This window comes from Mycobacterium sp. C31M (genome assembly GCF_053345865.1).
The window spans coordinates 1-22,118 of the sequence record NZ_JBKFAX010000013.1; the positions used below are offsets into that span (position 1 = coordinate 1).

The following is a 22,118-nucleotide window of genomic DNA, read 5'->3' on the forward strand; positions in this document are numbered from 1 at the left end:
CCGCAGCACGGCCACCCCCGCCACCACCGCCTGCCGCGCCGCCACCGCCGGCGCCGCCGCCCGCTCCGCCGGCACCACCCGCGCCACCACCGGCAGCGCCACCGCCGCCCGCACCGGCACCACCCGCACCGCCACCGGGGATCGCGACCGCGGCGGCATCCTCAAGCGGAGCGCCGACAGGACCCGCGGCGGCCGCGCGTGCGGCCGCGTCGTCGAGCACGCCGGCAGCCGGGCCGGCGGCTCCGGGAACACCGGCGCCCGGAGCACCCGCTCCGCCCGAACCCGCGGCAGCAGCCGCGTCGACCAGGGCCGCGGCCGGTCCATCGCCGTTGAGGCCAGTACTGGCCAGCAGCGGGCCGACACCCGCGGAGTCCATCAGCGGCGCACCGCCCGACGCATCGGCCAGTGGTGCACCGAGTGCCGACGGCACGCCGGCTCCTGCGGGTGCGCCGCCACCCACCGGAGCACCGCCACCCACCGGAGCCCCACCACCAACGGGAGCCCCACCACCGACCGGAGCACCGCCACCAACGGGAGCGCCACCACCGGCACCACCGGCCGCGGGGGCCCCACCACCGGCAGCCCCACCAGCCGGGGCACCACCACCAGCGGCACCGGCCGCGGGGGCTCCGCCACCTGCTGCACCACCGGCTGCCTCACCGCCACCTGCTGCGCCACCACCGGCGCCTGCGCCACCGGCGCCGCCACCGGCGCCGCCACCGGCAGCGCCGGCACCACCGGCCGCACCGCCACCCGCGGCACCACCACCTGAAGCACCGCCGCCACCCACGGCCGGGGCAGCCGCCTGGACTACTGCGGCACCCGGTGCCGCGGCCGCCGCGCCGGCATCGACAACTGCGGCCGCCGGAGCGCCACCCACCACCGCGCCGGGAGCACCGCCACCGACGACACCACCGGGCGCGCCGACGCCCGCGGGAATGTCGATGCCAGGAATGCTGACATCGGGCACATCGATGTCGATATCCGGCAGGGAAATCTCTGCAGGCGGACCCGCAACCTGGACGGGGGGCGCGTGCACCTCAACGGGTGGAGCAGCCACCTCGATCGGCGGGGCATGTACCTCAACCGGCGGAGCGGCCACCTCGATGGGAGGTGCTGCGACCTCCGCCGGCGGCAGCGCGACCTCCACCGGAGGAGCAGCCACCTCGACGGGCGGCACGGCGATTTCGACGGGCGGAGCCGCGACGGCCAATTCGACCGGCGCACCGGCGACACCGCCGCCTTCGACAACACCACCGGCGGGGACTGCACCCGCTGCGCCGCCGCCGGTTCCACCACCGGCAGCGCCACCACCACCTCCGGCACCGCCACCGGCACCGCCACCGGCAGCGCCACCACCACCTCCGGCACCGCCACCGGCAGCGCCACCACCTGCTCCACCGGCACCGCCCGCGCCCGCACCACCGGCACCGCCGCCAGCAGCGCCACCACCGGCACCACCTGCGCCACCTGCGCCACCTGCGGCCTCCCCGCCACCGACTGCCGCGGCCGGGGCAACCGCATCCCCGCCACCGATAACCGGCGCAGCGGCAGCCGCCGGCGCCGCGCCCGCTCCGGCACCATCAATCACCGCAGCGGCAGGCACCGGTACCTCGACAATGGGTGGCGCCACCGCGGCGGCATCCACGATCGCACCTGCCGGGGCACCAACACCCGCAGCATCGACCAACGGCGCACCGCCACCGGCGGGACCACCAACACCTGCGGCGTCGGCCAGGGGCGCGCCGGCTCCGGCACCTTCCCCACCACCGGCACCCGGGGCTCCACCCGGGCCTGCGTGCGCAGCGGCGTCGGCCAGCGGTGCACCCGCCGGCGCCGCCGCAGCAGCGTCATCCACAACTCCTGCCGCAGGCCCGCCTGCTCCGCCCGGGCCACCGGCCCCAGCCGGCGCTCCGACACCCGCGGCATCGATCAGCGGCGCGCCGGCGGCGGCCGGGCCGCCCGCACCTCCGGCACCACCCACGGGCGCACCGCCACCGGCACCACCGGCACCACCAGCTCCAGCGCCGCCAGCTCCAGCGCCTCCCGCTCCGCCAGCGCCGCCCGCACCGGCACCACCGGCACCACCAGCGCCCCCGGCACCAGCGCCACCTGCTCCGGCAGCGCCAGCCGCGCCCGCGCCACCGGCGCCGGCAGCCCCGGCTCCCGCTCCACCAGCAGCCCCGCCACCGCCCGCACCGCCACCGGCGGCACCGGCCGCCGGGATTGCACCTGCGGCGGTGGCCGGCGGCACCACAACGGGTGTGGCCGAACCGGTGAACGGCGCGACGATGCCTGGCAGCGCCTGGCCGAGATCAGGCGGTGTCGCAGCCAGCTGCTGGACCATGCCCACGCAGGGAACGCCACCCGCACTCGACTGCAACGCAGGTTGGGCCTCGGCTGTCGCAATCAGCAACAACGGCGGCGTGCACAAAGCCGCCGCAGCAAAGATGCTGACAGCCAAACGATTTGACTTACTCACCATGTCATCCCCAAGCGTTTCTATATTGACGTCGCAGTCAGAGAAGAAGGTAAATGACACGGATGAAACTCCCCGGCGCGGCAAACGGGACGGTTACCGTTCCGATGCAAAGGAGATCCGAGCCTGTGACAGAACCCGGGCAAACCCGCAGCACGCTGCCCGAACACGCGTCCCTACCTCGAGGACACGGCGACGACACCCATCCGTAGCCTGAGGTCATGTCTGATCTCGTCCTCGTCGACATCGCCGACCACGTCGCCACCATCACCGTCAACGACCCCGACCGACGCAACGCGGTCACGGCTGAGATCTCCGCGGCCCTGCGCGCCGCGGTCGAAGCCGCCGAGGCAAACGCCGACGTACACGTGGTGATCGTGACCGGGGCGGGTAAGGCGTTCTGCGCCGGCGCCGACCTGACCGCCCTCGGCGCGGCCGCCGAGGACGGACTGCGCATCATCTACGACGGCTTCCTGGCCGTCGCCAATTGCACGCTGCCGACCATCGCCGCCGTCAACGGCGCCGCTGTCGGCGCGGGACTCAATCTGGCGCTGGCCGCTGATATCCGAATTGCCGGTCCCGCAGCACTTTTCGACTCACGATTCCAGAAGCTGGGCATCCATCCCGGCGGCGGCGCCACCTGGATGCTGCAGCGCGGGGTCGGGCCCCAGGTGGCGCGGGCTGCACTGTTGTTCGGCAAGCGCTTCGACGCCCAGGAGGCGGTCCGCTACGGTCTGGCCCTCGAGGTCGCCGATGACGCGGTCGCCGCGGCCCGCGAACTCGCCGCCGGCCCGGCCGCCGCGCCGCGCGAGGTCGTGATCGCCACCAAGGCCTCGATGCGTGCGACGGCCAATCCCGGGTTCGTCGACAGCGACCAGCACGCTATCGCCGTCGACGTGGAGATCACCCCGCAGGCGCGATCCATCGAATCGCCGGAATTCCAGAGCCGCCTCGCCGCGGCCAAGAACCGCTAGAGATCGGCCAACGCCAACTCGGGTGCCTCGACCAGATCACGCAGATCGGTCAGGAACGCCGCAGCCTGCGCGCCGTCGGCGATGCGATGATCGAACGCGCAGGTCAGCTCCATCGTCGGGCGCGCCACCACGGCACCGTCGACGACGACAGCGCGTGACTTGAGTGATCCCATGCCGAGAATCGCCGCCTCCGGATAGTTGATCACCGGCACACCCGCGTCCAGGCCCAGGGCACCGAAGTTCGACACGGTGAACGTCGAGCCCATCAGTTCGGCCGGCCGCAACCCACCACCGCGGGCACCGTCGATCAGGCGCGTCACCTCATCGGCCAACGCGCGTGTGGTGCGCTGCCCGGCGTCGGCGACCACCGGCACCAGCAGCCCGCGCGGGGTGGCCACCCCGATACCCAGGTGCACCGCCGCATGCTGGTGGATGCGCGGCCCGTCGGCGGTGTCCACCCAGGTGGAATTGAGCAACGGGTGACGTCCCAACACGGCCACCAACAGTCGCAGCGTCAGTACGAAAGGGGTGACCGCAAGCCGCGTGGCGAGCCCTTGCAGGGCTGAGCCGTCGACCACCACCGATGCGTGCGCATCGGGAATCCTGCTGCGTGACAGACTCATCCGCTTGGCCATCTCGGCCTGGACCCCGCTGAGCGGCGCCATGTCCGGGGTCGCCGACGCTGCCAACACATCATCGCGGGTAACGATCCCGTCCGGGCCGGTCGGGGCGACGGCGGTGATGTCGACCCCGTTGTCGCGGGCCAGCTTCCGGGTCGATGGCTTGGCCCGGGCCCGCCGGGAGCTGTCCATACGGTCGTCCGCGCCGTAGCCGACAAGAACCGCGCCCGAGTTCGATACCCCCGCGATGCGCACCAGAACCGCCCCGACGTCGAGGGTATCCCCGACCGCCCCACCCAGTTCGGCGATCCGCCCGGCATGCGGGCTGGGGATCTCCACCTCGGCCTTGTTGGTCTCCAACGTGCACAGCACCTGGTTGAGCTCGACCGTGTCACCGACGGCCACCGACCAGCCCGTGATGGTGGCTTCCTCCAGCCCCTCGCCGAGGTCGGGCACCCGGAACTCGAAAGAATCGGTCTGCGCACCAGCGTGTTCCGTCGCCGCACCAGCGTGTTCCGTCGCCGCACCAGCGTGTTCCGTCGCCGCACCAGCGTGATCCGTCATTGCCCCATCACCTTCTCGACACAATCCAGCAGGCGGTCCACCCCGGGCAGCCACAGCTTCTCCAACCGGGCCGGTGGGTACGGGGTGTCGAATCCGGTTGCGCGCAACACCGGAGCCTCCAGGTCGTAGAACAGCTCCTCGGAGATCCTGGCGGTCAACTCGGCACCGAATCCCAAGGTGCGCGGTCCCTCATGCATCACCACACACCGCCCGGTGCGCCGCACCGACTCGGCGATGGTGTCGAAATCGAGCGGGTTCAGTGTGCGCAGATCCACGATCTCGACGCTGACATCACGTTCAGCGGCCAGCTCGGCGGCATTGGCCGCGGTGTCGACCAGCCCACCGTAGGTGAGTACGGTGACATCGGTTCCGCTGCGGCGCACCGCGGCACGTCCGAACGGTAGTGGCGCGGACTCGGTGTCGACGGTGCCCCGGGTCCAGTACCGCCGTTTGGGTTCCAGGTAGATGACCGGGTCCCGGCAGGTGATCGACTGGCGCAGCAACCAATACGCGTCCGCAGGCGTCGACGGCACCACCACTTTGAGCCCGGCGGTGTGCAGCCAGTAACTCTCGGTGGATTCCGAATGATGTTCCACCGCACCGATCCCACCGAAGGACGGTATGCGCACAGTGACGGGCATGTCGACATCACCGTGGGTGCGCATCCGGTACTTGGCCAGATGACTGACCATCTGGTCGAAGGCCGGTGCGGCGAACCCGTCGAACTGGATCTCGGGCACCGGGACGAACCCTCGGACGGCCATCCCGATCGCGATCCCGATGATCGCCGATTCGGCCAGCGGGGTGTCGAAACAGCGCTGGCCGCCGAAGGTTTCGGCAAGACCATCGGTCACCCGGAACACCCCGCCGAGCAGGGCCACGTCCTCGCCGAACACCAGCACCCGATCGTCGGCGGACATCGCGTCGTGCAGTCCCTGATTGATCGCCTGGGCCATGGTCAGCGTCAGCAACGACGGGCGAGGCTCGGGGAAGTCCCCCATCGGCGGCCGCTCGATGATCTGCGTCATCTCAGGACTCCTTCCCCAGTTCGACCAGTAACTCGTCACGTTGGCGGGCCAGTTCGGGGGTGATGTCGTGGTATACGGTGTCGAAGACCTCGGCGATATCCGGGTCGACCGCGCCGACCAGTGCGGCGCGCAGGTCGGTGCGCATCCGGGTGGCCTTGGCCGCCACCCGTTCTGCGATCCGGTCGGTGAGCACACCGGCGCCGCGCAGATACGTGTCGTACCGCGCGATCGGATCACGCGCGGCCCACTGTTCGACATCGGCCACGGCGCGATACCGGGTGGGGTCATCGGAGGTGGTATGCGGACCCATCCGGTAGGTGAGCGCCTCGATGAAGGTCGGCCCCCCGCCGTCGCGGGCGCGCTGCGCGGCCTCGGCCATCACCGCGAAACAGGCGAGCACATCGTTGCCGTCGACGCGCACCGCAGGCATGCCGTAGCCGGCGGCGCGGTCGGCCAGCGAGGCCGCCGCGTGCTGGTGGCTGACCGGGGTGGAGATGGCGAACTGGTTGTTCTGGATGAGGAAAACGGTGGGCACCGCGAACACCGCGGCCAGGTTGAGTGCCTCGTGGGCATCACCCTCGGAGGTGGCGCCGTCACCCATGAACGCCACGGTCACCGAATCCTCGCCGAGGCGTTGGGCGGCCATCGCCGCACCGACGGCGTGCAGGCCATGGGTGCCGATCTGGATCGAGATCGGGGCCACGCACTTGTCGGTGAACGACAACCCGCCGTGCCAGGACCCGCGCCATACCGCGCCCATCTGCGCCGGGGTGATACCCCGGACCAGAAACGCGCCGAGTTCGCGGTACTGCGGGAACAGCCAGTCGGTTTTGCGCAGGCACGCCGCCGCGCCGATCTGGGCGGCCTCCTGCCCGCGACAGGAGGCGTACAACGCCAGCTCACCCTGGCGCTGCAGGTTCACGAACTCGGTGTCGAGTTCGCGGGTCAGCACCATCAGTTCGTAGAGCCAGGTCAGGGTTTCGGGCGGGAGATCGCGTCGATAGCGCGTCTCGGCGGTCGGGGCGCCGTCCGCACCGACCAGTTGCAGGGGTGCCGAAAGACCAGCCATACCGCCTCCTTGAGGTGGGCGGCATGTTCGGCCGCCGTTCCGCGAGGTGCTCGGCACGGTGGCGGTCGGCGCGACCCCTGGTCAGGGGTGCCGGCTAGTGACCGGGGTGAGGCGCAAGCTGGACGATCCGCTCCGCCCGCCGCAGTACCGGGGCATCCACCATTATGCCCTCGAACGCGAATGCTCCCCGGTGGTTTGCCGCAGCTGCCAACACGTGTCGCGCCCAGTCGACCTGTTCACCGGTCGGCGAGTAACCGTCGCGGATGACGGTGACCTGGGTCGGGTGCAGCGCCACCTTGATGTCGAAGCCGACGGCGACGGCGTCATCGGTCTCGACCCGCAGCCCGTCGAGATCCTTGATGTCGATGTACACCGAGTCCAGCGCCAGCTTCCCGTGGGCCTTGGCCGCCAGCAGCGACTGCGAGCGCACGTGTTTGGCGACATCCCGGTAGGAGCCGTCCGGCAAGCGGTTGGTGGTACCGCCGAGCGACCCGAACAGGTCCTCGGCACCCCACATCACGCCGATGGCGTTGGCCGCGGTGGCGGTCTCGGTGACCTTGAGCGCGCCCAGCGGGGTTTCGACGATCAGCACCACCTCCAGCGGTGCCAACTCGGTCACCTGCTCGACGGCCTCGCACTTGGGCAGCATGACGGTGCGGTAGGCGGTCCGTCCCAGCGCCTCCAGGTCCAGGCGCTGGTCCTCGGTGCCGTGTGGGTTGACCCGAATGACGGTGCGGGACGGATCAAGCGGAGTGCTTACTATTGCCTCACGGGCCGCGGGCTTGTCACCGGCGCCGTCCTCCAGATCGAGAATGACGACGTCGGCCGCGGCGGCCGCCTTGGCGAATCGCTCCGGCCGGTCGGCAGGGCAGAAGATCCACGCCGGTCCGTTGTTCGCAAGCGCCACTAGCCCTCCTGAGGCTTTTTGCGCACCATGGTCTTTCGTGACGCGGTCGCCACGATGTCGCCGTGCTGGTTGCGGCCGACGTGCGCGAACGTGACGATACCTTCGCCGGGGCGGCTCTTGGACTCCCGCTTCTCCAACACCTCGGACTCGGCGTAGAGGGTGTCGCCGTGGAACAGCGGCTTGGGGAAGGCGATCTCGGAGAAGCCGAGGTTGCCGACGATGGTGCCCTGGGTCAGCTGGGTGACCGACAGACCGACCAGCGTCGAGAGGGTGAACATCGAGTTGACCAGCCGCTGGTTGAACGGCGGCAACGCATCGGAGAACGCGGCATCCAGATGCAGCGCCTGGGTGTTCATGGTGAGCGTCGTGAACAGCACATTGTCGGCCTCGGTGATGGTGCGGCCGGGCCGGTGCAGGTACAGCACCCCGGCCTCGAACTCCTCGTACCAGAGCCCGCGCTGCTCGACGACTTTCTTGGCTCCCTCGGCGCCCGTCACAGATCCAGTCCCCGCGCGATCAGCATCAACTGCACTTCGGTTGTCCCTTCCCCGATTTCGAGAATCTTGGAGTCACGGTAGTGCCGCGCCACCGAATACTCGTTCATGAAGCCATACCCCCCGAAGATCTGGGTGGCGTCACGGGCGTTGTCCATGGCGGCCTCGCTGGCTACCAGCTTGGCCACCGACGCCGCCTTCTTGAACGGCTTGCCCGCCAACATCAGTGCGGCAGCGTCATAGTAGGCGGTGCGCGCCACGTGCGCGCGAGCCTCCATGCGCGCGATCTTGAAGGCGACGGCCTGATAGCTGCCGATCGCGGCGCCGAAGGCCTCGCGTTCCTTGGCGTACTTCACGCTCTCATCGACGCAGCCCTGCGCGGCGCCGACCGACAGCGCGGCGATCGCGATCCGCCCCTCGTCGAGGATGCTCAGGAAATTCGCGTATCCACGTCCCCGCTCGCCCAGCAGATTTTCCTGCGGCACCCGCACGTCGTCGAAGCTGAGCGGGTGAGTGTCCGAAGCGTTCCAGCCGACCTTGTTGTAGGCGGGTTCGGCGGTGAACCCAGGGGTGGGCACCGGCACCAGGATGGCCGAGATCTCCTTCTTGCCCCGACCGTGTCGCACGTCGTCGCGGTCCATACCGCCGGTCACGGCCGTGACCGTCACCAGCTTGGTGATATCAGTGCCCGAGTTGGTGATGAACTGCTTGCTGCCATTGATAATCCAGTCCGACCCGTCCTGTCTGGCGGTGGTCCTGGTCGCCCCGGCATCACTGCCGCCGCCGGCCTCGGTCAGCCCGAAGGCGCCGAGCGCTTGACCGCTCGCGAGCAGTGGCAGCCACTGCTGCTTCTGCTCCTCGGTACCGAACCGGTAGACCGGCATGGCGCCCAGCGACACCCCGGCCTCCAGGGTGATCGCCACGCTCTGGTCGACCTTGCCGAGTTCCTCCAGGGCCAGGCACAGGGCGAAGTAGTCGCCGCCCATACCGCCGTACTCCTCGGGGAACGGCAACCCGAACAGTCCCATGTCGGCCATCCCCCCGACCACTTCGTAGGGAAAGCTGTGCTCGGCATCGTGTTTGGCGGCGACCGGCGCCACCACGCTGGTGGCGAAATCGCGGACGGTCCTGGCCAGTTCGGCGTACTCGTCGGGCAACGCGCCAGTCGACAGATAGTCAGTCACTCCTGAGTCTCCTTGTTTGCAGCGGTGATTCGGGCCAGCGGCTGGCCTACCTTGACCTGGTCGCCGACGGCGACGAGTACCGCGAGGGCGCCGTCGACGGGCGCCTTGAGGGCGTGTTCCATCTTCATGGCCTCGACGGTGACGACGACGGCCCCGGCGGTGGCCTCGGCGCCGTCGGCGACGGCCACCACGGTGCCCGGCATCGGGCTGACCAGTTCGGCATCGCCGGCATGCTCGTCGTCGGGACGGACCGGCGCTTCGCGCACCTCGCGCACCTCGACGGTGCGGTTCGGGCCGGCCAACCAGATGTGGGCACCGTCGGTCGCGACGATGTATTCGGTGCGCACCCCGTCGAGGACGAGGGTCAGGGTGCGGCCGGTTCGGCTGGCGCTGATCTGGTGGGTGCCGCCGTGTTCGACGCTGGCGGTGGCCGATTCGGGTGTGCCGGACAAACTGATGTGCTCGGTGCGCTCACCCGCGGTCAGCCGGGCGATGACGGGCGCGTGCGCCCCGGTCCGCCACCCCGACGGTTGGGTCCACACGTTGTCATCCGCGGCAGCCCACACGGTCAGCCAGCGGACGGCGGCGGCGGCGATCAGCTCCGCGTCGGTGGGTTGCGGGGCGCGGTAATCGGGCAGTCGACGATCCAGCAGTCCGGTGTCCAGACGGCCCGCCTGCACATCGGGATCGGCGAGCAGAAAGCGTAGGAAGTCGACGTTGGTCGTCACGCCCAGGACGGCGGTCTGGGCCAATGCACGGTCGAGCCCGCGCAGTGCGGCGTCCCGGTCGGGAGCGTGGGCGATCACCTTGGCCAGCATCGGGTCGTAATCACTGCCGACCACCGTGTCCGGGTAGATACCCGAATCGACCCGCGCGCCAACGGCCTCGATGACGTCGAGCACCCTCCCACCGGTCGGCAGGAATCCGGTGCCGGGATCCTCGGCGTACACCCGCGCCTCGATCGCATGCCCGGTCAGGGTGATGTCGGACTGACCGATGTCCAGACGCGCGCCGGCGGCGATGCGCACCTGCTGTGCCACCAGGTCCACCCCGGTGACCATCTCGGTCACGGGGTGTTCCACCTGCAGGCGGGTGTTCATCTCCATGAAGAAGAACTCGTCGGGCCGGTCGGCGGAGACGATGAACTCGACGGTGCCCGCGCCGCTGTAGTCGACGCTGCGGGCGGTGTCGCAGGCGGCCGTCCCGATACGCGCCCGGGTGGCCGCGTCGAGCAGCGGTGACGGCGCCTCCTCGATGACCTTCTGGTGTCGGCGCTGCAGGCTGCATTCGCGCTCGCCGAGGTGGATCACGTTGCCGTCCCCGTCGGCCAGCACCTGGACTTCGATATGCCTGGGATTCAACACGAACCGCTCCAGGAACAGGGTGTCGTCGCCGAAGGCCGACGCTGCCTCGCGCCGCGCCGAGGCCAGCGCGGCCGGTAGCTCGGCCGCATCGTGCACCACCCGCATGCCCTTACCGCCGCCACCGGCCGACGGTTTCACCAGCACCGGGAAGCCCACCTCGGGAGCACCGGCGATCAGGTCCTCGTCGGTCAGGCCCGGACGCGAAATCCCCGGTACCACCGGGACATCGAAGGCTGCGACGGCCGCCTTGGCGGCGATCTTGTCCCCCATGGTCTTGATCGCGGCAGTCGGAGGGCCGATGAACACGATGCCCGCGGCCTGCAGAGCGGACGCGAAATCGGCGTTCTCCGCCAGGAATCCGTAGCCCGGATGCACCGCTTGCGCACCGGTCCGGCGGGCGGCCTCGACGATGGCGTCGATGTCGAGGTAGCTCTGCCGGGCCGCCGACGGACCGATCCGCACGGCGGTGTCGGCCTCGGCCACGTGGCGTGCGCCGGCGTCGGCGTCGCTGTACACCGCGACCGATCGGATCCCCATCTCGCGCAGGGTGCGGATGACCCGCACCGCGATCTCGCCTCGGTTGGCGACGAGCACGGTGTCAAAGAACTGTGTCATATCGAGCTCACATTCTGAACACGCCATAGGACACCGGCCCCAGCGGAGCCTGTGCGACAACTGAAAGGGCCATTCCCAGAACAGTTCTGGTGTCGGCCGGGTCGATGACGCCGTCATCCCACAATCGGGCCGTCGAATAGTACGGGTTGCCCTGCTGCTCGTACTGGGCACGGATCGGCGCCTTGAACGCCTCTTCCTGCTCGAGGGTCATCTCGCCACGCACCGTCGCGAGCACCGAGGCGGCCTGTTCGCCGCCCATCACCGAGATGCGGGCGTTGGGCCACATCCACAAGAAGCGTGGCGAATACGCCCGGCCGCACATCGAATAGTTACCGGCCCCATAGGATCCGCCGATCACGACGGTCAGCTTCGGGACCCGCGCGCAGGCCACCGCGGTGACCATCTTGGCGCCGTGTTTGGCGATGCCGCCGGCCTCGTAGTCGCGCCCGACCATGAACCCGGAGATGTTCTGCAGGAACACCAGTGGGGTGTTGCGCTTGTCGCAGAGTTCGATGAAATGCGCACCCTTGACCGCCGATTCACCGAACAGCACACCGTTGTTGGCGACGATGCCGACCGGGTGGCCGTGGATCCGGGCGAACCCGGTGACCAGCGTGGTGCCGTATTCGGCCTTGAACTCCGCGAACTCGCCGTCATCCACGACGCGGTGGATGACCTCGTGCACGTCGTAGGGCACCCGGGCGTCGACGGGCACCACGTCGTAGAGCTCGGATTGATCGGCCACCGCCTCGACTGTCGGCCGCACCTCCCAGGGCGGGTCCAGCCGCGGCGCCAGGGTGCCGACGATTCGCCGCACAATGCGCAGCGCATCACGGTCATCGGCGGCCAGATGGTCTGTGACGCCGGAGATCTTGGAATGCAGGTCACCGCCGCCGAGCTCCTCGGCGGTCACCACCTCGCCGGTGGCGGCCTTCACCAGCGGCGGCCCGCCCAGGAAGATGGTGCCTTGGTTACGGACGATGATCGCCTCGTCGCTCATCGCCGGGACATAGGCACCGCCGGCGGTGCACGAGCCGAGCACGGCCGCGATCTGCGGGATACCGGCCGCACTCATGGTCGCCTGGTTGTAGAAGATCCGGCCGAAGTGATCACGGTCGGGGAACACCTCGTCTTGGTGCGGCAGGAATGCGCCGCCGGAATCCACCAGATAGATGCACGGCAGGCGGTTCTGCGCGGCGATCTCCTGGGCCCGCAGGTGCTTCTTGACGGTGATCGGGTAGTACGTGCCGCCCTTGACCGTCGCATCGTTGGCCACGACCATGCATTCACGCCCGGACACCCGCCCGATACCGGCGATCATGCCCGCACCCGGGCATTCGTCGTCGTACATGCCGTCGGCCGCCAGTGGCGCGACGTCGAGAAAGGGACTGCCCGAATCCAGCAGGGTGTCGACCCGGTCCCGGGGTAGCAGTTTCCCGCGTCCGACATGACGTTCGCGCGCCCTGTCGGATCCACCGCGCGCGGCCACGGCAAGTTTCGTGCGCAATTCGGTCACCAGGGCGGTGTGTGCCTCGCGGTGTGTCATTGCCGAACCCGTTCCAGTTGAGTTAATGATGATTAACTCGTACGATGTTAATTGGCATTAACTCGAATGTCGAGGGGGAACACCTTGTCCGCTGAGAGTGCACGCAGCAGAGCAAAATCCGATCGTCGGACCCAACTCATCGCCGCCGCTGAACGACTGGTGGCCGAGCACGGCTACCTGTCGGTGCGGCTTGAGGATATCGGTGCCGCGGTGGGCATCAGCGGGCCGGCGATCTACCGGCACTTCCCCAACAAGGAAGCACTGCTGGTCGAATTGCTGGTCGGCATCAGCACGCGGCTGCTCGACGGCGCGCATGCGGTACTGGCGCAAACCCCCCATGCCGATGCGGCACTCGACGGACTGATCGAGTTCCATCTCGACTTTGCGCTCGGTGAATCGAACCTGATCCGCATCCAGGACCGCGACCTCAGCCATCTGCCTGCGGCGGCCAAACGCCAGGTGCGCAAGGCGCAGCGGCAATATGTGGAGATCTGGGTCGACGTGCTGCGCCGGATCGATCCTGCCCTGGACGAGGCCGACGCGCGAGTGCAGGCGCACGCAGCATTCGGGCTGCTCAACTCCACCCCCTACAGCCTCAAAGCGCCCAGCCGGACGCACTCGTCACGGCCGGTGCTGCGGGCGATGACCGTTGCCGCCCTGACCGCCGTGCGCTGACCCAATCCGAGGGCACGCGGGTACCGTGGGGCTCATGAGGTGGGCATGACCGAATATCCACGGCGGGACGAACCGACCCAACGGTTCGATGGTGGCTATTCCGGCTATACCGATCCTGCGTACGCCGGCCAGTCCCCGTACGGCATGCGTCCCACCGAACCGATGCCCGCCTACCCCGCGTACGGCTACGACCCCTACACCGGCCAGTACGGGAGCCCGCCCCCACCGCCGCCCGGCGCCCCCGAACCACCGGAGCCCCCGCGCACCCCGCGCTGGCTGTGGATCGTGGCCGGCATCGCCGTGCTCACCGTCATCGGGCTCGTCATCGCCCTGGTGATCGTCAACAGCTCCCAGCAACAGACCGTCGTCGCCCCGGTGCCCTCGCTCAGCGAACCGGCCGAACCGACCGCACCGCCGACCACCACCCGCCGCCCGACCACCACGACCACCCCGCGCCCGACCGTGCCGCCCGCCACGACACCGTCGACCACCGCGCCGTCCACCACGCCGGGGGCCACCGAGCCGGTGACCTACAACGTCGACGGGCAGGGCCGGGCGATCAACATCACCTACGTGGACAACGGCGGCGTACTGCAGACCGAGTTCAACGTGCTGCTGCCGTGGAGCAAAGAGGTGGCGCTACCGGAGCCGGCCAAGCAGTCCGCCAGCGTCAGCATCATCAACGTCGGCCGCGAGGTGACCTGCTCGATCAGCATCGACGGGGCGCAGGTGCAGCAGCGCACCGGATCGGGCCTGACGATCTGCAGCCCGCTGGGCTAAACCCGGCGCGGTGTGCGGACCCCGAGCATCAGCACCAGGCCCAGCGCCAGTACCAGGCACAGCCCGCCCATCCCGGCACGGTCGGTGCCGAAGATGCCGATGAAAAGCGCGAACAGCCACGGCGCCAGCGGTGCCGCCGCCCGCCCCGTCGTGGTGTACAGGCCGAAAGCGATGCCCTCCTTGCCCTCGGTCGAGATCCGCAGCATCTGCGTGCGGGCCGCCGACAGCGTCGGGCCGATGCACAGGCACAACAGCAGGCCGCACACCCAGAACGCCAGCGGGCCCGACAGCGTCATCAGGGTCAACCCGATCACGATCATCGCGCTCAGCGCGCACACGATCACCGGCTTGGCGCCGAACCTGTCGTCGAGGTGGCCGCCGACCACCGCGCCGACTGCGGCCACCAGGCAGGCGCACACCCCGAACAGCAGCACGCTGGCCGGCGAGATGCCGTACACGCTGACCCCCAGCACGGCACCGAAGGTGAACACCCCGGTGAGCCCGTCCCGGAAGATGGCGCTGGCGATCAGGTAGTAGACGACGTTGCGGTCGCGGTTCCACTCGTACTTCACCTCGCCCCACAGCTTGCGGTAGGAAGCGAAGAATCCGACCGGGCGGTGTGCCGCGTCGGCCGGCGCGCTCGGCGCGGTCAACAGCAGCGGGAGCGCGAACACGACGAACCAGACCGCGGTCAGCAGCATCGCGGCCCGCACGTTCTGCCCGTCGTCGGTCGGCAGACCCAGCAGGCCGCCCTCGCCGGACATGAACCCGGCGTAGACCAGAAGCAGCAGGCCGACGCTGCCGCCGTAACCGACGGCCAGCCCCGCCCCGGAGATCCGCCCGGAAGTCGCCGGGGTGGACAGCTGGCTGAGCATCGCGTTGTACGGCACGGTCGCCAGGTCGTTACAGGCCGCGGTGAAGGCGAGCAGCGCCAGCCCGGCCCACAGATACGTGTAATCCGTTCGGATGAAACTCATACACGCCACCAGCACCACGACGGCGCCGGTCAGCAGCACCAGCGCCCGGCGCCGCCGGTGCGGTGCGTCCACCCAGATACCGGTCACCGGCGCCAGCAGCGCCACCACGATGCCGGCCGCGGTCAGCGCCCAGCCCAGCCAACTCGACGGTGTTGTCGCCCCCGGCAGCCCGGCACCGACCCCGTCGGTCAGATACACCGAGAAGACGAAGGTGACGACGATCGCGTTCACCGCGGTCGCGCCGCAGTCGTAGAGGACCCACGATCGGACCTGGGACCGCCGGGCCGTTACGGGCGCCGACCCGGGGCTGCTCATGGCCGCCACCCTAATGGTCCCTACGATTTCTTCCATGCCCGTACCTGCTCCGCATCCCGACGCCCGCGCGGTGGTCACCGGCGCCTCACAGGGCATCGGTGAAGCGCTCGCCTTTGATCTGGCCGGACGCGGCCACCACCTGATCGTCACTGCCCGCCGCGGTGACGTGCTCGACGATCTCGCCGCCCGCATCACCGCGCGCCACGGTGTCACCGTGGAGGTCCGCGCGGTGGATCTCGCCGACCCGGCCGCCCGCGATGTGTTGTGCGCCGAACTGGCCACCCGCAACATCTCGATCCTGTGCGCCAATGCCGGCACCGCCACCTTCGGGCCGCTGGCCAATCTCGACCCGGCCGGCGAAAAGGCCCAGGTCCAGCTCAATGCCCTTGCGGTGCATGATCTTTGCCTTGCAGTGCTGCCGGGCATGTTGGAACGCAAGGCCGGCGGCATCCTGATCTCCGGCTCGGCGGCGGGCAACTCGCCGATCCCGAACAACGCCACCTATGCGGCAACCAAGGCATTCGCGAACACGTTCAGCGAGTCGCTGCGCGGGGAGGTCAAGAAGGACGGCGTGCACGTCACGCTGCTGGCGCCCGGGCCGGTGCGCACCGAACTGCCCGATGTGTCCGAGCAGTCCCTGGTGGAACGGCTGATCCCGGATTTCCTGTGGATCAACACCGAGTACACCGCCAAGGTGTCCCTGGACGCGTTGGAAGCCAACAAGATGCGCATCGTACCGGGTCTGACGTCCAAGGCGATGTCGGTGGCCAGCGGGTACGCACCGCGGGCGATCGTCACGCCGATCGTCGGTGCGGTCTACAAGAAGCTCGGCGGCGACTAACGCCGCCGGCGCCGGCCGGTGCCGAAGATGCTTCGGGTGATCTCGCGGCCGATCACCGTGCCGGCCGAGCGCATCGCACTCTTGAACGCCGGACTGGCGGCCATCTTGTCCAGGAAGCTGGGCTCGGCGGTGTCGCGCGCCTTGACCGAGCCGCCCGCGGTGGCCGCACCCTCGACCGGGGGCAGCGGCGGCGGCAGGTCCGGGACCGGCGTCGGTGCGGGCTCGGGCGGGGCCAGCCGGGCGTTGAGCCGCTCATAGGCCGACTCGCGGTCGATGGTCTGCCCGTAGGTGGCCTGTAGCGGGCTGGCCGCCGCCGCAGCCTTGATGGCGTCGGGGCCGATGGTGTCCATCAGCGAGCGCGGCGCCCGCATCCGGGTCCATGCCACCGGGGTCGGCGCACCCTTCTCCGAGAGCACCGTCACCACCGCCTCGCCGATGCCCAGCGACGTCAGCGCCGACTCCAGGTCGTAGATCTTGGTCTTGGGGTAGGTGCGCACCGTCTTGGACAGCGCCTTCTGGTCGTCGGGGGTGAACGCACGCAGCGCGTGCTGCACCCGGGCTCCGAGCTGGCTGAGCACATCGTTGGGCACATCGGTGGGCAGCTGGGTACAGAAGAACACCCCGACGCCCTTGGAGCGGATCAGCTTGACGGTCTGTTCGACCTGGGCCAGGAAGGCCTTGGAGGCGTCGTTGAACAGCAGGTGCGCCTCGTCGAAGAAGAAGACCAGCTTCGGCTTGTCGAGGTCCCCCTCCTCGGGCAGCGTGGTGAACAGATCGGCCAGCACCCACATCAGGAATGTCGAGAACATCACCGGCCGGGCCGCCTGGGCACCGAGTTCCAACAGCGTGATGACACCGCGGCCCTGCGCGTCCAGGCGGATCAGGTCCTTTGGCTCAAGTTCGGGTTCGCCGAAGAAGGTGTCCGCGCCCTCGGCCTCCAGGTTCACCAGGGCGCGCAGGATCACCCCGGCCGTCGTCGTCGACACCGCACCGAGCGCCTTCAGTTCCGGCTTGCCCTCATCGCTGATCAGGTACTGGATGACCGCCCGCAGATCCTTGAGATCCAGCAGCGAAAGCCCCTGCTGGTCGGCGAAGTGGAAGATCAGGCCCAGCGTCGACTCCTGAGTGGCGTTGAGCCCCAACACCTTCGACAGCAGGATCGGACCGAAGCTGGTGATCGTGGCACGCACCGGAACGCCGATACCGTCGGTGCCCAGCGACAGGAACTCCACCGGGTAACCGGTGGCCGTCCAACTGTCGCCGGTATCGGTGGCGCGCTGCGCGGTGCGGTCGCTGTTCTCCCCCGGCCGGGACAGGCCGGACAGATCGCCCTTCACATCGGCCATCAGCACCGGCACGCCGGCGGCCGAGAGCTGCTCGGCCATCACCTGCAGCGATTTGGTCTTACCGGTGCCGGTGGCGCCGGCGACCAGGCCGTGCCGGTTGACCATGGACAGCGGAATCCGCACCGCAGCGGCCGGGTCGACGACCCCGTCGACGACCACGGTGCCTAGTTCCAGCGCCTGCCCGGCGGCCGCGTAACCTGCGGCGATCTGCTGTGCGGGGGTCTGCGCCGATTCGGAGGTCATCTGCCAGACCTTACTGAACCGGACCCCGTCGGGGCGGGTGCAGGCAGCCAATAGCCGCGGGTGGGAATACTGTGGATCGCTGTGCGCGAAGAACTGGTGTGGATCGACTGCGAGATGACCGGGCTCGACCTGAAGTCCGACAAGCTCATCGAGATCGCAGCGTTGGTCACCGATGCCGACCTCAATGTCCTCGGCGAGGGCATCGACGTGGTGATCCACGCCGACGCCGACGATCTGTCCGGCATGGTCGAGGTGGTGGCCAAGATGCACCGCAGCTCCGGGCTGGACAAGGAGGTGCTGGCCTCCGAGGTCGACCTGGCCACCGCGGAGACGCTGGTGCTGGATTACATCCGCAGCCACGTCAAGAGCGCGAAAACCGCTCCGCTGTGCGGGAACTCGATCGCCACCGACCGCGGTTTCATCGCCCGGGACATGCCCACCCTCGACGAGTACCTGCACTACCGGATGATCGACGTCAGCTCGATCAAGGAACTGTGCCGGCGCTGGTACCCGCGGATCTACTTCGGCCAACCCGAGAAGGGCCTCGCCCACCGCGCACTTGCCGATATCCACGAGTCCATCCAGGAACTCAAGTACTACCGGCGCACCGCGTTCGTGGCCGCGCCCGGCCCCACGACCAGCGAAATCGCCGCCGTCGCGGCCGAGCTCGGCCCGGCGGGCAACGATCAGAAGGAAACCGATTCGGTGTAACGCCGGTGATGCGGTTAAGATCGTCAACGCCGCGCGAGCGGTGATGGTGGCTGTAGTTCAGTTGGTAGAGCACCAGGTTGTGATCCTGGCTGTCGCGGGTTCGAGTCCCGTCAGCCACCCCGATATCGGGAACGCCGTCCACGGATGTGGGCGGCGTTCTCGCATTTCGGCGCGTTTCCCGGAATTTCCAAGAATCCGCCAAGCCTCCGCAGCATGATTTGGCACGTGGGGACCTCCAAGACCGTCGCCGGCCTGGCGTGCGCGGCACTGTTGTCGGCCGGCTGCGCCACCGCGGTCTCCGGCGGTCCCCCGGTTGCCGTCGACACCCCGACCGTGCTGATCGACCACAATGTGCCCTGGTCCGATGTCGGGGCCGGGTGGACGCTGGCCACCTGGGCCGAGACCGACGAGAAGACCACGCTGACGTTGGTCAGTCCCACCGGTGAGCGGCATCCGATCACCGAGGTGTCGGGCCAGCGGCGGCTGACGGACTGGTCCGGCGACGGAAAACGCGCCCTGTTCGCCGCGAACGACTACGACTACGGCACCACCACGCTGACCGAGATCGATCTGCGCACCGGCGCCACCGCGACCATCACCCTGGAAGGCAGGCAGACTGCCCGCTACACCCGCCCGACGGGCAAAGCGCTGCTGGTCACCGACGAGGACGCCACGACGCTGCGCCGCGTCGACCTGACCGGCATCGAGCAGCTCAGTTACGCGACCGACCGGCTGGGTGCGGCGGGCCGGTACAACGGTCACCACCTGGCCAGCATCGACGGCACCCTGCTGGTGCTCGGGGCCGGTAAGGGGTTGGCCGTGGTGGGCAACAACGGCCGACTCCGCGACCATCTGCCGCTACCCGGCCCGAACACCAACTGCGTACCGGTGCGCTGGTGGAGCACCGGGGCCGTGCTGACCCGTTGCTCCGATGCCGAGCTGATGGGCACCCAGTTGTGGCAGGTGCCGCTGGACGGCACCACCCCCGCGGCGCTGACGGCATTCATGTCCGGCCGCGGCGACCAGTACGGCGATATCGCGGCCTGGCGGTTACCGGGCGGCGCGTTCGTGCAGTCGCTGGGCCCGTGCGGTGCCGCGGAACTGACCCGCGTCACGCCGGACCGGCGCACCGAGGTGCTGCATGTACCCGGTGTCGCCGGCGACCAGTCGGTGGTGGTGGTCGGCGCCGCCGGTGGCACGCTGCTGCTGCGGGTCACCCAATCCTGCGGCCCCGGAGTCGCACTGGTGGCCTACGACCCGACCGCCGCCCGGTCCCGGGTGCTGCTGGGACCGCCGGTCACCGGTGGCGGGGTCACCGCGGCGCTGGCGTTCGGCGACGATCGTTAGGAACGCCGGATGCGGGGGGCCAACTGCACGATCTCGGGCACCACGGTGGGATTGAGATACGCGGTCGACACCAGCGAAACCAGGGTGTTGGCAACGTCATTGAGCGCCGACATGTGCTCGGGCAGCTGCCCGTGCGCCGTCCACGACTTGAACAGCTGGGACAACAGATCGCGGTCCGCGCCGCGCAGGATCTCGGTGTTGTCGGTCGGGCCGATACCCACCCGCATCAGCGACAGGTCGGGGTGTTCGCTACGCCACGAGTGCAGGATCTCGTCGAGTGCGGCCTTGCTGGCGTTGTAAGCGGCCGCCCCCGCGTGGGGCCGGCCGACATCGTGGCTGGACGCCACGACGACCACACCGTTGTCCGAGAGGTGCGGTGTCGCGGCACGCAGCACGTTGTTCGCGCCGAGGGCGTTGACGTTGAAGGCGTGCAGCCAAGTGGCGACATCAGTGTCCTCGATATAGGCCAGCGGCGCGACGGTACTGGTGAACACCACGGCGTCGAGTCCGCCGAGACCCTCGACGGCGGTGTCGATGACCCGTGGGATCGACGCCGGGACCTCGACATCGAGTTCGTGGGCGGTACCGCCGATCTGCTCGGCCAGCCTGGTCAGCAGGTCGGTGCGACGGGCCGCGACGGCGACCTTGGCCCCGCGCTCGGCGGCGCGGGTGGCGACCGCGTGCCCGATACCCGACGAGGCGCCGACGACGAGGAGCCGCAAACCCGCGACATCGGAACCTTCACCACTCATGTCGTGTCCATCCCGCTTTCTGTGTGTTAGGTCACCCTTTGTTCCGTCGGACAGTACCGCGCGCGATGAGTTCCGGACGCACCGTGGGTCAGTACAACGACCAGATGTTGTGGAAAAGGAGACTGCGATGACCGGGAAACCACCTGTGGTGGACGAGGGCGTGTGGCGCACGGCTCTCGACGATCTACGGCGCCGCGAGAAGGCCGCCACCCGTGAGCTCGATGCGATCGCTGCGCAGCGGCGCCGACTGCCGATGGTGCAGCTGCCCGAGTACACGCTGACCGGGGCCGACGGGCCGGTCCGGCTGGCCGACGTGTTCGACGGCCGGTCCCAACTGATCACCTATCACCACATGTGGAACGACGGTGCCGAGTGGCAGTGCGGTGGCTGCACCGGTTTTACCTCGCAGTTCACCCGGCTGGAGTTCCTGGAGAACTACGACGCGCGGTTCGTCATCGTGACCAACGGGCCCATCGACGAGGCGCTGGCCTACCGGGAGAAGGTGGGCAACAAGATGGACTGGTACTCCGCCGCCGGCACCAGCTTCGGCGCCGACATGGATGCCGCCCCGGGTGAGGGCTTCGCGGTCAATGTCTTCCTGCGTGACGAGGACACCGTCCATCGCACCTGGCACACCAATGGTCGCGGCACAGAACAACTGAGCCACAGCTTTCCGCTCATCGACCTGCTTCCGTGGGGTAGGCAGGAGGAGTGGCTCGACTCGCCCGAGGGGTGGCCGTCGCGGCCCACCTATTCCGGCTGGCTGGACAGCCCCGATATCGCCCGCGCCTATGGAAAGGATGCCGCCAAATGAGCAGCACCATCGCGCGTTTCATCGTCACCCGCACCATCCCGGCGCCGCCGAGCGCGGTCTTCGCGGTGCTGACCGACCCCACCCGTCATCAGGACACCGAACCCGGCGACTGGGTGCGCGATGCAGTCAGCACCGATCGGATCACCGCGGTGGGCCAGATCTTCGTGATCAACATGTTCCTGGAGTTCGCGGGCGGCCATTACGTGATGCACAACCTGGTGACCGATTTCGAGCCGGACCGCACCATCGCCTGGTTGCCCGGTCAGCTCGATGAGTCGGGCACCCATCAGCCCGGCGGCTGGTGGTGGCGTTACGACCTTGCCCCCAATGGTGACGGCACCGATGTCACCATCACCTACGACTGGACCGATACGCCGCACAGCTTCCGCAATCAGGTTGGCGGCATGCCACCGTTCCCGCAGCAGTACATCGAGGAATCCCTTGCCGCCCTGGAGCGTTCAGCGACCCAATAA

At 69.1% G+C, this 22,118-nt stretch carries 22 protein-coding genes, 1 tRNA gene and 1 pseudogene; 10 read left to right on the forward strand and 14 right to left on the reverse strand.

Annotated features, from left to right (window positions below; genetic code table 11):
• The 3 genes and pseudogenes from ACLBYA_RS19695 to ACLBYA_RS19705 all read right to left on the reverse strand — a co-directional run.
• A pseudogene (locus ACLBYA_RS19695) lies at positions 1-430 on the reverse strand (hypothetical protein); the annotation flags it as partial.
• Positions 376-777 carry a hypothetical protein gene (locus ACLBYA_RS19700; protein ID WP_447711125.1) on the reverse strand — a complete coding sequence of 134 codons (402 nt, stop codon included), beginning with the start codon at positions 775-777 and terminating at the stop codon, positions 376-378. The gene ACLBYA_RS19700 and the pseudogene ACLBYA_RS19695, both read right to left, overlap by 55 nt.
• Before the next feature lie 33 nt (positions 778-810).
• Positions 811-963, reverse strand: coding sequence for a hypothetical protein (locus ACLBYA_RS19705; protein ID WP_447711126.1), 153 nt, complete (start codon positions 961-963; stop codon positions 811-813).
• 70 nt (positions 964-1,033) lie between these two features.
• Here ACLBYA_RS19705 and ACLBYA_RS19710 point away from each other — a divergent pair, with 70 nt between their 5' ends.
• Positions 1,034-2,473, forward strand: a complete 1,440-nt coding sequence (locus ACLBYA_RS19710) for a hypothetical protein (protein WP_447711127.1) — start codon at positions 1,034-1,036, stop codon at positions 2,471-2,473.
• 227 nt (positions 2,474-2,700) lie between these two features.
• Complete coding sequence (locus tag ACLBYA_RS19715; protein WP_447711128.1) at positions 2,701-3,453, forward strand: enoyl-CoA hydratase; 753 nt, start codon at positions 2,701-2,703, stop codon at positions 3,451-3,453.
• Here ACLBYA_RS19715 and ACLBYA_RS19720 read toward each other — a convergent pair.
• From ACLBYA_RS19720 to ACLBYA_RS19755, 8 genes are all read right to left on the reverse strand, one after another.
• Positions 3,450-4,637 (reverse strand): dihydrolipoamide acetyltransferase family protein, encoded by a 1,188-nt coding sequence (locus tag ACLBYA_RS19720; RefSeq protein WP_447711129.1) that lies wholly within the window; start codon positions 4,635-4,637, stop codon positions 3,450-3,452. The two genes, ACLBYA_RS19715 and ACLBYA_RS19720, sit on opposite strands and share 4 nt — an antisense overlap.
• Positions 4,634-5,665 (reverse strand): alpha-ketoacid dehydrogenase subunit beta, encoded by a 1,032-nt coding sequence (locus tag ACLBYA_RS19725; protein WP_447711130.1) that lies wholly within the window; start codon positions 5,663-5,665, stop codon positions 4,634-4,636. Before ACLBYA_RS19725 ends, ACLBYA_RS19720 begins: the two co-directional genes overlap by 4 nt.
• 1 nt (position 5,666) lies before the next feature.
• Complete coding sequence (gene pdhA, locus ACLBYA_RS19730) at positions 5,667-6,734, reverse strand: pyruvate dehydrogenase (acetyl-transferring) E1 component subunit alpha (RefSeq protein WP_447711131.1); 1,068 nt, start codon at positions 6,732-6,734, stop codon at positions 5,667-5,669.
• A 94-nt stretch (positions 6,735-6,828) separates the two neighbouring features.
• A complete protein-coding gene (locus ACLBYA_RS19735) occupies positions 6,829-7,641 on the reverse strand; it encodes an HpcH/HpaI aldolase/citrate lyase family protein (RefSeq protein WP_447711132.1) in 813 nt (270 codons plus the stop codon).
• Positions 7,641-8,138: a MaoC family dehydratase gene (locus ACLBYA_RS19740; protein WP_447711133.1), complete on the reverse strand. Its 498-nt coding sequence runs from the start codon at positions 8,136-8,138 to the stop codon at positions 7,641-7,643. Before ACLBYA_RS19740 ends, ACLBYA_RS19735 begins: the two co-directional genes overlap by 1 nt.
• The gene (locus ACLBYA_RS19745) at positions 8,135-9,319 is read right to left on the reverse strand and encodes an acyl-CoA dehydrogenase family protein (protein ID WP_447711134.1); all 1,185 of its coding nucleotides are present in this window, start codon (positions 9,317-9,319) and stop codon (positions 8,135-8,137) included. Before ACLBYA_RS19745 ends, ACLBYA_RS19740 begins: the two co-directional genes overlap by 4 nt.
• Positions 9,316-11,298: an ATP-binding protein gene (locus tag ACLBYA_RS19750; protein WP_447711135.1), complete on the reverse strand. Its 1,983-nt coding sequence runs from the start codon at positions 11,296-11,298 to the stop codon at positions 9,316-9,318. The genes ACLBYA_RS19745 and ACLBYA_RS19750 overlap by 4 nt, the downstream gene beginning before the upstream one ends.
• Positions 11,299-11,305: 7 nt before the next feature.
• On the reverse strand, positions 11,306-12,844 hold the full coding sequence (locus ACLBYA_RS19755; protein ID WP_447711136.1) for a carboxyl transferase domain-containing protein: 1,539 nt from the start codon (positions 12,842-12,844) through the stop codon (positions 11,306-11,308).
• Positions 12,845-12,910: 66 nt separating this feature from the next.
• Between ACLBYA_RS19755 and ACLBYA_RS19760 the strand changes: the two genes are divergently transcribed.
• Positions 12,911-13,519 carry an SACE_7040 family transcriptional regulator gene (locus ACLBYA_RS19760; RefSeq protein WP_447711137.1) on the forward strand — a complete coding sequence of 203 codons (609 nt, stop codon included), beginning with the start codon at positions 12,911-12,913 and terminating at the stop codon, positions 13,517-13,519.
• Between the two features lie 45 nt (positions 13,520-13,564).
• Positions 13,565-14,299, forward strand: a complete 735-nt coding sequence (locus ACLBYA_RS19765; RefSeq protein WP_447711138.1) for an MmpS family transport accessory protein — start codon at positions 13,565-13,567, stop codon at positions 14,297-14,299.
• Here the strand turns inward: ACLBYA_RS19765 and ACLBYA_RS19770 are convergent.
• Positions 14,296-15,591, reverse strand: a complete 1,296-nt coding sequence (locus ACLBYA_RS19770) for an MFS transporter (RefSeq protein ID WP_447711139.1) — start codon at positions 15,589-15,591, stop codon at positions 14,296-14,298. The two genes, ACLBYA_RS19765 and ACLBYA_RS19770, sit on opposite strands and share 4 nt — an antisense overlap.
• Positions 15,592-15,625: 34 nt before the next feature.
• On the opposite strand from ACLBYA_RS19770, the gene cmrA reads away from it, so the two are divergent.
• Complete coding sequence (cmrA, locus tag ACLBYA_RS19775; protein ID WP_447711140.1) at positions 15,626-16,432, forward strand: mycolate reductase; 807 nt, start codon at positions 15,626-15,628, stop codon at positions 16,430-16,432.
• Here the strand turns inward: cmrA and ACLBYA_RS19780 are convergent.
• Positions 16,429-18,021 (reverse strand): helicase HerA-like domain-containing protein, encoded by a 1,593-nt coding sequence (locus ACLBYA_RS19780; protein WP_447711141.1) that lies wholly within the window; start codon positions 18,019-18,021, stop codon positions 16,429-16,431. The two genes, cmrA and ACLBYA_RS19780, sit on opposite strands and share 4 nt — an antisense overlap.
• Positions 18,022-18,102: 81 nt before the next feature.
• Between ACLBYA_RS19780 and orn the strand changes: the two genes are divergently transcribed.
• The 3 genes from orn to ACLBYA_RS19795 all read left to right on the forward strand — a co-directional run bounded on the left by orn (position 18,103) and on the right by ACLBYA_RS19795 (position 20,079).
• A complete protein-coding gene (gene orn / locus ACLBYA_RS19785) occupies positions 18,103-18,732 on the forward strand; it encodes an oligoribonuclease (RefSeq protein ID WP_447711142.1) in 630 nt (209 codons plus the stop codon).
• A gap of 46 nt (positions 18,733-18,778) precedes the next feature.
• Positions 18,779-18,851, forward strand: a tRNA-His gene (locus ACLBYA_RS19790).
• Positions 18,852-18,957: 106 nt separating this feature from the next.
• A complete protein-coding gene (locus ACLBYA_RS19795) occupies positions 18,958-20,079 on the forward strand; it encodes a hypothetical protein (RefSeq protein ID WP_447711143.1) in 1,122 nt (373 codons plus the stop codon).
• Here ACLBYA_RS19795 and ACLBYA_RS19800 read toward each other — a convergent pair.
• A complete protein-coding gene (locus ACLBYA_RS19800) occupies positions 20,076-20,831 on the reverse strand; it encodes an SDR family oxidoreductase (protein WP_447711144.1) in 756 nt (251 codons plus the stop codon). The genes ACLBYA_RS19795 and ACLBYA_RS19800 overlap by 4 nt on opposite strands.
• Positions 20,832-20,958: 127 nt before the next feature.
• Here ACLBYA_RS19800 and ACLBYA_RS19805 point away from each other — a divergent pair, with 127 nt between their 5' ends.
• Both ACLBYA_RS19805 and ACLBYA_RS19810 read left to right on the forward strand, forming a co-directional pair.
• On the forward strand, positions 20,959-21,645 hold the full coding sequence (locus tag ACLBYA_RS19805; RefSeq protein ID WP_447711145.1) for a DUF899 domain-containing protein: 687 nt from the start codon (positions 20,959-20,961) through the stop codon (positions 21,643-21,645).
• Complete coding sequence (locus ACLBYA_RS19810; RefSeq protein ID WP_447711146.1) at positions 21,642-22,118, forward strand: SRPBCC family protein; 477 nt, start codon at positions 21,642-21,644, stop codon at positions 22,116-22,118. The genes ACLBYA_RS19805 and ACLBYA_RS19810 overlap by 4 nt, the downstream gene beginning before the upstream one ends.